Source organism: Pseudoalteromonas sp. TB64, assembly GCF_000498095.1.
Lineage (GTDB): Bacteria > Pseudomonadota > Gammaproteobacteria > Enterobacterales > Alteromonadaceae > Pseudoalteromonas.
Window position 1 is genome coordinate 1 of record NZ_AUTQ01000095.1, and the last position, 14,812, is coordinate 14,812.

Consider the following 14,812-nt stretch of genomic DNA (forward strand, 5'->3'; position numbering starts at 1 on the left):
GGCCAGAGCGTTACCAATAGAGGCTGTTCCTCCCGAAAGGTTAGCAATATTCGCTAACGCAAGAATCAAAGCAATAAGCACAATTGATTGCCAAAGATCGCAGACAGTCTTACTGAATGTTTTTAGTACATCAGTTAGGTGTAATTGCTTAGTCGTAACAAAAATGATGATGATAGCAACAAGAATAGCAGTGCCAGTGGCGTTCATTGGCGTAAAAGCCCATGTTGCAGTACTTGCTTGAGTAGCACCACTTGAGACAATAACACCGGTAATTCCTGGTAGTGAAAATTTTAAAACGAGGGAGGACAATACACCTCCCTCCAAAAAAAGCGCTTTGAAAGCAGGAATGCTCCATACAAAAATTGCTGCGGTTAGAATATAAAATGGGCTCCATGCTACGAGTATTTTTTTAAAACTCTCTTTTACAGGAGTTGGCGCTGGGCTGTTATTCTCGCGGTAAATGTGTGAAGGTTTCCAAAAGCGACCTACAATAACAATCATTACCATAGCAAGGAGACCAGGAAGAATATCGGCAAGTTCAGGCCCAAGAAATATTAATAGAGAAGCTTGTGATACATTATATGTAACGCTCACGGCTAAGGTTATTGGCAGGGTTTCACGAAATCCACGCCATCCATCAAGAATCATCACCAAAATGAAAGGTGTTGCAAAAGAAACGAGTTGAAGTACTAATACCAAATCGAACGATAAATCAGCTAGGTTAACGCCCCCAACTTTTGCAGCAACGATAACAGGAATACCTATTGCGCCGTATGCGCCGGCAGCAACATTTGCCACTAAAGAAAGCATTGCTGCTTTAACGGGCTTAAACCCGAGTTGCACCAATAACGCAGCACAGATTGCGATTGGCACGCCAAACCCCGCAGCTCCTTCAAGAAATGCACCAAAACCAAAGCTAACAAGAAGTACTTGTATACGCTGATCAGCAGAAATACCTGCAATACTGTTTCGCACAGTATCAAAACGGCCACTTGCTACGGTCAAACGATAAAGTAGCACTGCCAACACTATTATGTAAGCAATAGGCCAAATTGCAGTAAGCACGCCTAAAAACCCAGCACCAGCAATACTTGCCACAGGCATACCAAAAGGCCACATAGCGATAATTACCTGTAAAATAAGTGCAATAATACCTGCTGTTATGCCCTTCATTTTGAAAGCCACTAGGCATAATAAAAAGACAAGGATAGGGAGTACGGCAACCAAAGCGGATAACCATAGCCCATTTAACGGATTAGTATCTTGATACCACATCATACTTAAAAACTCTTATAGTAGAATTAATTATACTTTGTATAAAATATACTCTTATTCAGTATGTAAGTATCAAGATTTAGTAATAACTATGATATGGATCTTATTTTTTATGAATGTAATGTAGCGTTTTACTTAAAATAATAAAATTTCGACTTAAACGTTTATTTTTGACTACAATAAACGCCTATCTTTTATTTAGTCATCGCGTATAAAAATGCTCTAGAGGTTTAATTGAATAGTCGTCTTATATTATCTGGCATCGTGTCATTTGTTTTTTATTTTGGTTGGGCTTATTGGGCAAATAGCGCAGATGATATTGCTCAGTCAGTTACGCTACAAGCTGCTCTGGTACAAGGCTCATACAGTGGTTTTGTGACCCTATTTTTTACTTTTATTTTAGAGAAAGTCGTAAATAAGTATAAAACGAGTTATGTATCTTTAGCTTTTGTAAGCCCTATTATTTGTATGTTCCATTCTAAAACACCTCAAAATATAGCCATACGACAAAGTTTTAATAACGCGATTAATTTATCTGCTTCGTATTTAAACAATAAGAGGGTGGCAGGAACGTTATTTGCCCCAATCATTCCAATTTTTGTGCAGTCAATCTTGGTTATTACGGTTAATGTTATAAACCAAACACCTAATTTGGCACTTACTGTAGCCCCAAGTATTTTTTTTACAGCCCTGTACGCTTACACATATATGTTTGCTTTACTTAAAAAGTAACCACCAGAACACTAACTTTTATTTAAGTTAGGACTTTTTGAATAATCATTAAAGTAAAAAATATCTATATTTAATACATATACCCACTAAAAAGATTACTATTTAAGCAGTTAGCTTATTGATTGTTAAAATAAAGGTTTTTGGTAGTGACAAGCACCTAAAAAGTTTTTATACTGCAGTCCGCTTTAGTCGCTCTGTGATTGAACGCTTCAAAAATTAACTGTTTTACAGTTATATAAAAGTTGGCCCCTTAGCTCAGTTGGTTAGAGCACACGACTCATAATCGTTAGGTCCCCAGTTCGAGTCTGGGAGGGGCCACCACTTTTACAAACTTTCCAAGTAAATATCAACCAAATACTTTATCTAGATTTAACAATTACTATTAATTTAAAATAGATAGCATGCTTTTTAAATTTAACTAGATTAGTTAAATATCAGATTTTGATTACATTTTTTCTGCGATATATCATTTTATCTTTATCTTTATCTTTAAAACTAATTGGTATTGATGAAAAGAGTGTAACTATAGGGGAAGGTAGGTTTGCATATGACAATTTTGAAGAGCTTATTTGAAATTAAATTCTAGCTGGTAATGAACTTGTCACTAAAAATACTTACGAATATTGCTTTATAAAATTAAAGTGAGAAGAATTTATTAATGAGCAAGTATAAAGCCCTTTTGCTATTTATATTTTAGGTTTTTAATCGCTCCTCTTTGAAAGCTTCTATTTTATCAAATATTACTAAAAAACCCCTCTGGGATTTTTTAGTAATTAGAGTCAGTTTTTTGCTTGAAGACTAGGGCGTGTTGATCTTTGTGGATTGAAATCTGTTCAATCTAGGGGCGATAAAATCGCGGCGCGAGGTTTGTAACCTAGTGGGCTAAGTAAAAACCGAGCTACAAAGAGTTAATCGTCCCTAGAAAGAACCCAAAGGGCAGCGCATGTTTGGTATTTATGCTGCGTTATCGCCTATTTATGGGGAATAACCACACTACATAGGCTCTGCCTTGCCTAAATACCAAACAGTCTGCTGCAAATTCACCCACCAAAGATCAACACGCCCTAAAAGAGTTAATTAGTTTTTACGATAGATCTCATGCTTAATGTCGTAAATATTAACGCTTAAGCTGTCTGAATCTCGGCAATAAGTTTTTAAACAATCGAGTAAGCTTTCACTCAGCATTTGTTTTTCTTCAATCGATCTTCCCTCTAAAATATGTACCGCAATATGTATAAATCCTGATTTTCCTGCACCAAGTTGATACTGCTGATAAACAATAGCGCGTGTTTTTATGGTTTCTAAATCAAATAAGTTGCTTTGGAACGCGGTGGTATGAATTTTCTCTACGAGTACCTGTGGTAATACAGGAAGATCTTCTGAGTGTTCAATAATAATATGCGGCATTTCGGCTTTCCTATTATAAGTTATTACTTGCGGTGCGAGCCTTATTATACCAAATACACTGATGCTCGCTAACCCCTGAACGGCTGAAAACCTTTACTCTAAAGTAATTTAGCCGTATTTATTTTTGATGTTAATATAAGTACATACATGTGAACCCAAACTTATTAACAGGTACTAAATTGTATTAACTTAAATAATGGGCTCAACATTTCACTTTTTAATAAGCTATTAAGGATGAGTATGAAATTACCACAAAAATTTAAACGTTTGGCTGTGCTTGCAAGTGCCGTTATTACGTTAAGTGCTTGCTCTGATGATGTAGCATCGGTAAGTTTAGGATTGTTTACTACCAAAGATGTAGTTGTTAATTCGCAGCAAGATCCAATCATCAAAGGCGTTACTTGCCACATTAGCCACATTGAGGCTGATTTAGATTTTTCAGATCCATCTGATATGTCTATTGCGTGTCGACAAACTGGGCCAATTACAGCAGAACAGTTACAAGAAATTGACCGAAGTAAGTCGGGCGAGGTGGTATTTAAATCGTCTAAAAGTATTTTATTTAAATCACTAAAAGTGCGCCGTATTTACGATGCTGAGAATCGTACTTTATTGTATTTATCGTATTCAACTAAAGAATCCAGTGGTAGCCACCACCATGCACTATCAACAGTGCCGCTATACAATACTCAAGCGTGGGATTGGGCACTTACACAAAAAAACTAAACTAGCACTAAAACTTATAAGAGCACCTTATGTTAGCTTTATTTAAATCGGTACCTTTATTGGAAGATCAAGAGCAGCAATGGCTTATTGATACATTTATTTGGGCTGTAGAAAATTTTGATACAGAGTTTTTTATAAAGCACACTCAAATAATACTGCCAACGGCCTCGTTTTTCCCCGATTCGGTATCGAGCATTGAAGAGATGGCAACCAATGTCTTTACCCGCGTTACTAATTACGCGGGTATGAATGCATGGCCTATTCAATTAGTCGCACCTCAGCAGTTACAACCGCAAGTTTTTCCGCACTTTGAATTTAGTGATGAAATACGTGGCGAAGGCAGTCATTTAATTGTGCCGCCAAGCCATAAGGTCAGTATCTCTTTTAATCCTAATCAGATTAATCAGCCACAAGATTTAGTGGCAAGTTATGCTGGTACTCTGGCCACCATACTTATTCATCACGTTGGGGTGCTACCGCCAGGTGGTAGGGAGTATTTACCACAAGCTGCCGATGCGCTTGCTTGTTTTTTAGGATTTGGTGTGATGATGAGCAACACGGTGTATCAGTTTAAAGGCGGTTGTGGCTCTTGTTATAATCCATACGCTAACCGTGAAGCTAAGTTAAGTGAAACACATACGGTATTTATGCATGCTCTGATTAGTTACTTTAAAAACGATAAAGTGTCTAAAAAACATTTAAAGCCGCATTTACGTGGTCAGTTTAAAAAAGCACAAAAAGAAATTAAAGCATTGGTAAATAACTCGGCTAACCCGCTGTTATTAGCTTATTCGCCAAACTAGCAAGGACATGCGTGGAATACTTAGATGAATTTTTACTGATTGTTATTGCTCATTTTTTTGCAGTAGCAAGCCCCGGGCCTGACTTTGCCGTAGTACTTAAGCAAAGCGTGCAGCAAGGTAGGCGCAATGCATTGTGGACAAGCGCCGGTGTTGGCGCTGCTATTTTACTGCACGTTGCCTATTGCGTTTTAGGTGTTGCGCTTATTTTAACGCAATCGCCTAGTTTATTTATGGCGCTTAAGTATCTTGCCGGTGCATATTTAGCTTATTTAGGCGTACAAGCACTCAGAGCTGCAAAACCTCCAGCAAGTAATGAAGGCGAGGCTGCAAAAGATGTTGAAAACAAAACCGTCCAAGAAGAATCCGTTTGGCTTGCTTTTAGGCGCGGCTTTTTCACAAATGCATTAAACCCAAAAGCCACGTTATTTTTTATGTCGTTATTTACACTCGTGATTAGCCCAACAACACCGACTAGCGTACAGGTCGGTTACGGTGTGTACATGGCATTGGCTACTTGGGCGTGGTTTTCAATGCTTTCAATAATACTTTCTAGAAATAATGTAAGGGGTTTTTTCCAACAACGCGGTTATTGGTTTGACCGTGGAATTGGCGTTATTTTAATTGCTCTTGCAGTACGTGTTGTTATTTAACTTATTTAAAAAGTACAGGAGATAAAATGCCGTTATATAATTTTTCGTTTGGCTCTAATATGTCATCTAATCGTTTGTTAGCGCGCTTACCTAATGTAAAGCGTGTAGGAACAGCGGTACTTAAAGGTTACGAGCTAACTTTTGATATGCTATTTAAAGATGGCTCTGGCAAATGCAGTATTTGCCCAAGCGATAAAGAAGACGCGCTGGTTTACGGCGTTATTTATGAGCTTAATGAAGATGAAAAAGTTATTTTAGATGGTATTGAGGGCGTAGGTTACGACTGCGTAGATATAGCCCCAACGCTTTTAACGGGTGAGACTGTAACTGCACATTGTTATATAGCTAATACCCACGACAGCGATGTACTCCCATACGATTGGTACATAAAACACGTTCATCGCGGATCACTTGAAGCGGGCGTACCAAAAGAATACAGTGATGCGATATTAAATCGCGCACAAAAAAGCGATACCAATCAAGAGCGCGCAGCAATTGAATTTGCAGTTCATCAAAAATAATAAAATAGGATTGATATGAAATTAACCAAACTTGCCGCAATTGCACTACTAGCAGGCACTTCGTTTAGTAGCTGGGCACAAGTTGATACCAACAAAATTGACGACGTTATTAAAGCGTCAATGGCGCGTTTTGACGTACCCGGTATGGCAGTCGCCATTGTTGAAAACGATAAAGTAATATTTGCTAAAGGCTTTGGTGTAACTAATCTCGATACCAACAAAAAAGTAAACAAAGACACCTTGTTTGGTATTGCTTCAAACACGAAAGCGTTTACAACAGCAGCGCTTGCTAAGTTGGTTGATGAGGGGAAGTTAAGCTGGGATGACCGCGTAATTGATCATTTACCAGAGTTTAGATTATACGACTCATACGTAACACGCGAAATGCGTATTCGTGATTTATTAAGTCACCGCAGTGGGCTAGGGCTTGGGCAGGGCGATTTAATGATTTGGCCAAGTACTGACAAGTCAGTTGATGAAATTTTAGCGGGATTACAGTATTTAAAACCAGCGAGCAGTTTTCGTAGTAAATACGCTTATAACAACTTGATGTTTGTTACCGCTGGTGAGGTGGTTGCACGTGTGTCGGGTATCAGCTGGAACGATTACATCGAAAAAAATATATTACAGCCGCTGCACATGGATAACTCACGCGCGGGATTTTCACGTATTCCAAAAAGTAATAAAAACTGGGCGACAGGTCATATTCCTATGGATGGCACGCTTCATCCATTTTTTGTGAATTACCTAGAAGATTTTAGAGGCGCAGGTGCCATTGCTTCGAGTGTAAGCGACATGAGCCAATGGCTTCGTACGCAATTAGCGGGCGGTAAAATGCCAAGTGGCGAGCAACTATTTAGCGAAAAGCAACAAGCGCAAATGTGGCATCCACATATTACGTCTATGGCGTCTAAAAGTGCGTTTGAATCGTATCATCAGCAGTTTAGGGGTTATGGGTTAGGTTGGAGTATTGAAGACTACCACGGCTTTAAAAAGCTAGGTCATGGCGGTGGTATTTTAGGAATGGTATCGCAAGTTACTTTATTGCCTGAGAAAAAACTTGGTATTGTTATTTTATCTAATCAACAAGCTTTTGGTGCACTTTCGGCAGTAACCCACGAAGTACTTGAAGATGCACTTGAGCTCGAAGATAAAGACTGGGTAGAGGATTTAGCTAAAAGTCATTTTGAAGGTAAACAACACGCGTACGCTAATGCAAAACCAGAAGCCCCCGCTGACTACCAACCACAATTACCAAACATTAATTACACCGGTACATTACATGATGATTGGTATGGCGATGTAATTATTGAACAACTTGATAGTAAATTGCATATTGATTTTACGCATACTAAGCGCTTAAAGGGCACACTTGAGCATTACACTGGAAATACATTTATAGTTAAGTGGGATGAAAAGCTACTTGAGGCGGATGCGTTTATTCGTTTTGAAATGAGCTCAAAAAACCGTGTAAACAGCGCTAAAATGCGTGCAGTATCAACACAAGTTACCGACTTTAGCTTTGATTTTAGAAACCTGCATTTAAAAGCAAAATAGCTAATAATATTGATATTTAAAGTACCGATATTTAAAGTATCGATATAAACCAAAGTCGCAAAGCCACCCGTCGGTGGCTTTGTTATATTAAACACTCAATTTACTTTGGCTAGGAGCATTTTATGCGTACTGCAGTTATTTCACACCCTCATTGCCGTAAACATAAAATGATAGACGACCATCCTGAGTGCCCAGAGCGCTTAGATGCAATTACCGACAGGTTATTAGCCAGCGGTATAGATGTTGGCTTAACACACCTGCAGGCACCTAAGGCCGAGCGTGAGCATTATTTACTTGCTCACGATGAGGCTTTAGTTAAACACGTAGAAACTACACTCCCAACCGAAGGACTCGCTAATTTAGATGGCGATACGTGGTTGTGCCCCGATTCGTTTAAAGCGATTGAGCGGGCAGTAGGTGCTGGGTTGTTAGCTGTTGATGAAATACTTGCCGATAAACTCGATGCTGCTTTTTGCTCAGTACGCCCGCCAGGGCATCACGCTAATAAAAGCTCATCATCTGGGTTTTGTGTGTTTAATAACTTAGCTATTGCCGTTAAGTACGCACAAAGCAAAGGGATTAAGCGGATTGCGATTGCTGACTTTGATGTACACCATGGGAATGGCACACAAGACATTTTTATTGATGACGAAAACGTACTGCTTTGTTCGTTATTTCAGTATCCGTTTTACCCAAATACAGCGGTTAAAAATAATAGTCATATAGTTAATTCACCTCTGCCAATTGCTAGTAATGGCGACGACCTAAAAGAGGTGTTTACTGGGCAATGGTTACCAAAATTAAAAGCGTTTAAGCCTGAATTACTTTTTATAAGCGCAGGGTTTGATGCACACCTAGAAGATGATATGGCGAGCTTAAAGTTTGTAGAGGATGACTACATTTGGCTTACCGAGCAACTATGTGGTGTTGCTAAAGAGGGCGGCTGCAAAGGTGTTATTTCGTACTTAGAAGGTGGCTATGCGCTATCAGCTTTAGGTCGCAGTGCTGTAGCGCATATAAAAGTGCTTACTGAGGTTTAAATAAAGAGAGTGTTTATAGCCCTAATAAATCAAACGCCTGCGCTGTGCTTAGGGTTTTGATTTTACCAAGGCAGCATTGTCCTTCATTTAATAAGTAAGCTGTAACAAGCTGTGCTAGTTGCTCGCCATTCAATTCAGGGCAAGCAGTGCCTTGTAAATTAAGGTAGTCACCTTGCTTATTAAGTACTCGCACATCGCTTAGTTCACTTTGCATAACGCTGTGTAAGCACTCTTGTTGCTCTTGTTGGTTATGGGCTATCTCAAGCTCATTATAAATAACCAATAACTGTGGATAGCTGTTTAACATAGCCCGTTAGCCTACGGTTACTTCATAAGACGTAAATTTACGAATATTAATAACGCCTTTTTCAAAAATTAAGTACTGGCCTTTAATACCTTGTAAAACACCACTTACAACAGGGTCTTTATCAAAGTTAAATGAGCTGATTTTTGTTGGGTATTCGGTTACTGGAAAGTTTAAATCAACCACATCTTCATCAAGTTGTTCTATTGCTGTTGCGCCAAATAATTCACTGAGCTCGTTTAGCTTTTCACTAATTTGTGGGATCAGTTCGGCTGCAGCTGCTTTTAAGTCAATTGCTTCGTTTTGACCTTTTAACATATTGCGCCAATTAGTTTTGTCGGCAATAAATTCAGCCAATGCAACTTCCACTAAACCTGATTGCAGGCGAGTTTGCACTTTAAAAATAGGCAATGCTTGAGTCGCCCCCTGATCAATCCAACGAGTCGGTATTTGTGTATGGCGAGTAATACCCACTTTTAACCCTGAAGTATTAGCGAGGTACACATAATGTGGGATCATGCAGTTTTCTTCGCCCCACTGTGGCTCTCGGCACGTGCCTTGGTCGTAGTGACAGGTTTCTGGTTTCATAATACACATATCGCAACTAGCGAGCTTGCGCATGCATACAAAACAGTGACCTTGAGAATAACTTTTTTTGGTTTTTTTACCGCAGTTAGAACATAAAATGGTGCCGCTAAAGGTAAGCGTAAGCTCTTTACCTATAAATGCATTTAAGTCTACTAGGTGTTCACCTACAGGTAAGTGATATTGTACTGGTTCGGTTAAGCTCGATTTTAATTTACGCAGTGTGCCTTGCATCTTTACTTGGCCCCTAAAGATGTTAAAAAGAGGAGTCTAACATTTTTAAGCTATATTGGCTTTTTAAGAAGTGTAAATAGTCGGTGTAAGGCAGTGCTTTTGCGTATAAGTAACCTTGTGTTCTATCGGCATTCATATCTTTAAGTAACAGATGTATTTCTAGCGTTTCAACGCCTTCAATTGTGATTGATAAATTAAGCTTATGCGCCATGTCAATCGCTGTTTGTACAATAACTTGATGGGTATGATTATTAATTAAATCAAATACAAATGACTTATCTATTTTTAGCTCACTAAAGTGATAATTAACTAAATAACTAAGTGACGCGTAACCTGTTCCAAAGTCATCAAGAACAACTTTAATTCCAAGAGCAGTTAAGTTATCAACTAATTTAATAAGTGCTTCTTGGCTTTCTACAAAGGCTGACTCGGTAAGTTCAAATTTAAGTAAGTGTGCAGGCACTTGGTATTTAATTAAAATGTTTTCTACTTTTTCGGCTAAGTTATTAATAGTTAAATTTTTAGCACTCAAGTTTACGCTGATAGTATGATCAACGTAGCCACTTTTTGTAAATTCAACAATATCCTTACAAGCCTGTTCAATAACCCACAGGGTGAGTTCATTAATAATACCGGTGTGCTCAGCAAGGGTAATTAGTTCTTCAATAGGTAAATTGCTAAAAGTAGGATTGGGCCAGCGTAATAATGCTTCAGCACCACTTACTTTATTATCGAGTAAATTTATTTGAGGTTGATAATAAAGCGCTAGTTGGTTCATTTGTATCGCTTTTTGCAACTTGGCAGCTAGAGTCACATCCATCATTAAATTATTATCGCTTGAGGATGAACCTATTTGATTAGTGTTGCTCTTGGCATCTTTAAGCGCTAAGTAACCACGCTTTAACCAATACTCAAAGTCGTTACTTTTACCCGCAGAGCTAATGCCTATGCTGTAATTAAGCTGCAGGTTTAATCCTTTAATTTCATATTGCTTGGGCAAACTACTAATAATTTTTGTAAGCAGGCTTTCTAGTATTTCTTGGCTTTGTGTTTTAGTTGAGATAAAGGCAAATACGCCGCTGCTTAAGTCGGCTAAGCGCCGTCTAGTATTTAAATCAGTTTCGAGATTTGCAAATTCGCGTTCGTGACTTAATTCAAGTTCGAGCTCTTTTGCTATATATTTTGTAAGTGCGTAGCCTTGAGAAGGCGTAATTATAGTATTGAGCGAGTTAAAGTGACGTATTTTAATAAAACACAACGTTGTTGAACGGCTTTGGGCTTGCAGTGCCATAAACGCTTGCTTTAGCTTTGAGCTATTAAGTAATTTAGTTTGCTGTGTATGCGTAGCAAGATAAAGCGCATATTCGCGTTGATAGCGTACTCTGTCTGCAAGTGCCATCGCCATTAATATAACCTCACACAATATAGCGGCCAAAAAGGCATTGCGTGTGGCAAAGCTATAAGGCAGAAAGCCAGTCAATTCCATTGCTTGAATTGCTGCACCAAATATTAAAGGTATCCACGAGAAAACATAAAATTTAGCCCACCTAAAACCACTTCGTAATTTGTTGTATATTAAAATAATACAAGAAATATAAAGCAGTCCCATTACAAAAAAGAAGATAGGAGCGGCTACATTTTCGGGAATCAATAAGCTAATTACTGCCAATATAAACATAATAGACAGTAGTATTATGCTCATTTTATAACGCCAGCATTTGTCTTTGTGGTAGCGCAAAAACATTGTACAAAAGGCAAGGGTAAAAAAGGAGACAGCATGGTTACCAAAGACCACTTTTTCATTAAAATATAGCTGCCACTCTAAAGGCCATAAATAAAAACCAAAGCCAAGGACTGATCCCATTAGGAGTATTGCGCTGATAATATAACCAATATAAATTAAATAAACGCGGTCTTTAATACCAAAATAGAGCACTAAATTGTAAAGCGCAGCCATAAGCATTACGCCAACAAATATTCCCCAAAGGCCTGCTTGCGAGCGTACTAAATCGATAAATTCTTTATTCCGATATAGGTTTACAGGGGTTTTACTAATACCAACAGTATCTACTTTAATTACCAAGCGTTGGGATGATTTACTATCAAGCGAAAAGCGAATATGTGGCACACTGTATTGAAACAACGTAGGCAAGTCTTCTTTATCGCCAAGCTTGAACGTCTCAATTACTTTATTTTCTTTTGTTAAGAGATAAGCTGTTAGGTGATCAACCATGGGGTTGTCAAAGTGGGCGACTATGCTTTCTTTTTTTAAGCTTTTGTTTTCTAAATCAATAAACAACCAATAATTTTGCTGTGTAAAGCTCCATGATATTTTAGACAAGGAGTCATGTGTAAGCAGTTCTGGTTGGTGGAGAATATCATCTAATGTGAGTGTTTTACTTTCATCAAGATAGTAAGCATATTGAAGATATACTGGGGCTGTTTTATCGATTGTGTATTTTGTGGGCACGATAAGGTTTGATGCCAATGTACTAATTATGAAAAATATGAATATTAGTATGGCAACAGCAATTGCATGATAACGTAAAGTTCTTAGTTCCAACGTTTGCGCACTTATAAAGCCCTTTTAAATAGTGTAGCACTATAAAAGCGCAGGTAAACTGCGCTTTTATAGTTAAATTAATTAATAAAACCAATAAGTTTCTATCAGTATATTAATTTATTGCTCGCGAGCAATGGCTCGATAAGCAATATCTGTACGGTATTCCATGCCATCCCAGCTTATTTGTTTAACAAGCTCATAGGCACGTTGTTGTGCTTCGGTGACTGTATTACCAAGCGCTGTTGCGCATAATACACGTCCGCCAGCAGTTACTACGTCTTCGCCACTTTGTTTAGTACCCGCATGAAAAACTTTTTCACCAGCAGGGTAGTCAACCTGTAAGCCCGATATAGCATCACCCTTAGGGTAATCGCCAGGATAGCCCTTAGCTGCGAGTACAACACCTACAGCTGCGCGAGAATCAAACTTAATCGTTGTTTTATCAAGTTCAACACGGTTAGCTGCTTCAATCAATTCAACTAAGTCTGATTGTAAGCGTAGCATCATTGGTTGAGTTTCAGGGTCGCCAAATCGGCAGTTGTATTCAATTACTTTAGGGGTACCTGTTTCGTCAATCATCAAACCTGCGTATAAAAATCCTGTGTACGGATGGCCTTCGCTTGCCATACCTTCTACCGTTGGGTAGATCACTTCATTCATAATTCGCTGGTGGATTTCATCAGTAACAACTGGCGCTGGTGAATATGCACCCATGCCGCCAGTATTAGGACCTGCATCGCCATTATATGCACGTTTATGATCTTGGCTTGTTGCAAAAGGTAATACGTTTTTGCCATCAACCATTACAATGAAAGACGCTTCTTCACCCTCTAAAAATTCTTCAATAACAACACGGCTTCCCGCATCGCCAAAAGCATTACCCGCAAGCATATCGCGAATAGCATCTTCGGCATCGGCTTNGCTTCCGTCATTGCTACAATTACGCCTTTACCCGCAGCCAAACCATCTGCTTTTACAACAATTGGCGCGCCTTTTTCTTTTAAATAAGCAAGGGCTGGGTCAATTTGTTCAAACGTTTGATAATCGCCTGATGGAATATTGTGGCGTGCTAAAAAATCTTTAGTAAACGATTTTGAACCTTCAAGCTGGGCTGCGCCTGCCGTTGGGCCAAAAATAGCCATGTTATGTTCACGAAACTTATCAACAACACCCAGTACTAACGGTATTTCTGGACCTACAATAGTAAGCTCTACATTGTTTTGCTGTGCAAAACTAAGTAAACCATCTAAGTCGTCAACGTTTATTGCTACGTTTTCAAGTTTTGGTTCAAGTGCAGTACCTGCATTACCAGGGGCTACAAATACAGTATTTACTTTGGTGTTTTGAGCGGCTTTAAACGCAAGTGCGTGTTCGCGGCCGCCGCTGCCAATGACTAAAACATTCATGGCGAAAATTCCTATTTAAAGCGGTTTCTTAAATTTCAGCGTCATTCGGTCACTTTCACCAATGGCTTTATATTTGTCGGCATCTTGTTCGCCTAAACGTAAGCTTGGTGGTAGTGTCCATACACCTTTAGGGTGATCGGCTGTATCTTTTGGATTTGCATTTATTTCACTGCTTGCTACTAACTCAAACCCAGCTTGCTCAGCAAGGTCTACTACGTATCTCTGCTTCATATAACCTGATGTTTTTTGATCTTCATCAGCACGTTCTTCAGCTAAACGGTGTTCAACTAAACCTAATGTACCACCTGGTTTAAGGGCTTTATAAAAAGCTTGGAATGCACTTAATGCACCGCTTTTATCTTTGCCCATGTACCAGTTATGTACATTACGGAAAGTTAAAACCATATCGGCACTGTCAGCTGGCGCAATATCTAAATGTGTTACAGGTGCAAACTCAGTAATTTTAACGCTACTAAAGCGCTCATCTTCAGCTACTTTTTGTTTAAAGCCCGCAAGAGAGCGTTGGTAGTAGTCAACTGATGAATCAGCAGGAAAGTGCGCGGCATAATAAGTGCCTTGCTCTTTTAGTGCTGGCGCTAAAATTTCACTATACCAACCGCCGCCTGGCGCAATTTCAACAACTGTCATGGTTGGTTTAAAGCCAAAAAATGCAAGTGTTTGAGCCGGATGACGATATTCGTCACGAGCACTGCTTTTAGCACTACGTTCACTTGATTGAAGAGCATGCTCAAGGCTTGATTCGTGGTTATGGCTCAAAGCCATAGTCGATGTCATCGTTAGTGTGGCTACAAGTAGCGATTTTAGCGCAAATTTCATCGTTTGTTCCTTCACATTATAATTATAAATAGGTTATTGAATAGTCAGAATACGTGAATTTATAGCAAACAAAAAGGGCTAAACTAACGTTTAACCCTTAACCCTTTGTGTGATTAGTGGCGGAAATGGCGCATACCAGTAAGTACCATTGCCATGCCAGCTTCATCAGCGG

13 protein-coding genes, 1 tRNA gene and 1 pseudogene are annotated in these 14,812 nt (G+C 38.9%); 8 read left to right on the forward strand and 7 right to left on the reverse strand.

Going from position 1 to position 14,812, the window contains the following annotated elements:
• The coding region (locus L647_RS0106740) for an L-lactate permease (RefSeq protein ID WP_139015425.1) at positions 1-1,278 on the reverse strand (1,278 nt) is incomplete at its 3' end.
• Between the two features lie 231 nt (positions 1,279-1,509).
• Between L647_RS0106740 and L647_RS0106745 the strand changes: the two genes are divergently transcribed.
• Positions 1,510-2,007 (forward strand): hypothetical protein, encoded by a 498-nt coding sequence (locus L647_RS0106745; RefSeq protein WP_024610489.1) that lies wholly within the window; start codon positions 1,510-1,512, stop codon positions 2,005-2,007.
• 244 nt (positions 2,008-2,251) lie between these two features.
• Positions 2,252-2,328, forward strand: a tRNA-Ile gene (locus L647_RS0106750).
• A gap of 756 nt (positions 2,329-3,084) precedes the next feature.
• Here L647_RS0106750 and L647_RS0106755 read toward each other — a convergent pair.
• The gene (locus L647_RS0106755) at positions 3,085-3,414 is read right to left on the reverse strand and encodes a 5-carboxymethyl-2-hydroxymuconate Delta-isomerase (protein ID WP_024610490.1); all 330 of its coding nucleotides are present in this window, start codon (positions 3,412-3,414) and stop codon (positions 3,085-3,087) included.
• Positions 3,415-3,654: 240 nt separating this feature from the next.
• Here L647_RS0106755 and L647_RS0106760 point away from each other — a divergent pair, with 240 nt between their 5' ends.
• The 6 genes from L647_RS0106760 (at position 3,655) to L647_RS0106785 (ending at position 8,711) form a co-directional block, all read left to right on the forward strand.
• Positions 3,655-4,140 carry a CreA family protein gene (locus tag L647_RS0106760; RefSeq protein WP_024610491.1) on the forward strand — a complete coding sequence of 162 codons (486 nt, stop codon included), beginning with the start codon at positions 3,655-3,657 and terminating at the stop codon, positions 4,138-4,140.
• A 29-nt stretch (positions 4,141-4,169) separates the two neighbouring features.
• Entirely contained in the window at positions 4,170-4,943 is a 774-nt protein-coding gene (locus L647_RS0106765; RefSeq protein ID WP_024610492.1) for a hypothetical protein, read from the forward strand.
• An 11-nt stretch (positions 4,944-4,954) separates the two neighbouring features.
• On the forward strand, positions 4,955-5,593 hold the full coding sequence (locus L647_RS0106770) for a LysE family transporter (RefSeq protein ID WP_007586498.1): 639 nt from the start codon (positions 4,955-4,957) through the stop codon (positions 5,591-5,593).
• Positions 5,594-5,619: 26 nt separating this feature from the next.
• Positions 5,620-6,114, forward strand: coding sequence for a gamma-glutamylcyclotransferase family protein (locus L647_RS0106775; RefSeq protein WP_024610493.1), 495 nt, complete (start codon positions 5,620-5,622; stop codon positions 6,112-6,114).
• A gap of 15 nt (positions 6,115-6,129) precedes the next feature.
• Positions 6,130-7,671, forward strand: a complete 1,542-nt coding sequence (locus L647_RS0106780; protein WP_024610494.1) for a serine hydrolase — start codon at positions 6,130-6,132, stop codon at positions 7,669-7,671.
• Positions 7,672-7,793: 122 nt separating this feature from the next.
• On the forward strand, positions 7,794-8,711 hold the full coding sequence (locus L647_RS0106785) for a histone deacetylase family protein (protein ID WP_024610495.1): 918 nt from the start codon (positions 7,794-7,796) through the stop codon (positions 8,709-8,711).
• 13 nt (positions 8,712-8,724) lie between these two features.
• Here the strand turns inward: L647_RS0106785 and L647_RS0106790 are convergent, their stop codons facing one another.
• The 5 genes and pseudogenes from L647_RS0106790 to L647_RS0106810 all read right to left on the reverse strand — a co-directional run bounded on the left by L647_RS0106790 (position 8,725) and on the right by L647_RS0106810 (position 14,640).
• Positions 8,725-9,018, reverse strand: a complete 294-nt coding sequence (locus tag L647_RS0106790) for a hypothetical protein (protein ID WP_010553373.1) — start codon at positions 9,016-9,018, stop codon at positions 8,725-8,727.
• A 6-nt stretch (positions 9,019-9,024) separates the two neighbouring features.
• Positions 9,025-9,834 carry a DUF2797 domain-containing protein gene (locus L647_RS0106795; protein ID WP_024610496.1) on the reverse strand — a complete coding sequence of 270 codons (810 nt, stop codon included), beginning with the start codon at positions 9,832-9,834 and terminating at the stop codon, positions 9,025-9,027.
• A gap of 22 nt (positions 9,835-9,856) precedes the next feature.
• Positions 9,857-12,397: an EAL domain-containing protein gene (locus tag L647_RS0106800; protein ID WP_024610497.1), complete on the reverse strand. Its 2,541-nt coding sequence runs from the start codon at positions 12,395-12,397 to the stop codon at positions 9,857-9,859.
• 117 nt (positions 12,398-12,514) lie between these two features.
• Positions 12,515-13,803: pseudogene (gene purD / locus L647_RS01000000123790) on the reverse strand (phosphoribosylamine--glycine ligase).
• Between the two features lie 15 nt (positions 13,804-13,818).
• Positions 13,819-14,640 carry a class I SAM-dependent methyltransferase gene (locus L647_RS0106810; RefSeq protein WP_024610498.1) on the reverse strand — a complete coding sequence of 274 codons (822 nt, stop codon included), beginning with the start codon at positions 14,638-14,640 and terminating at the stop codon, positions 13,819-13,821.
• Between the last annotated feature and the right edge of the window lie 172 nt (positions 14,641-14,812).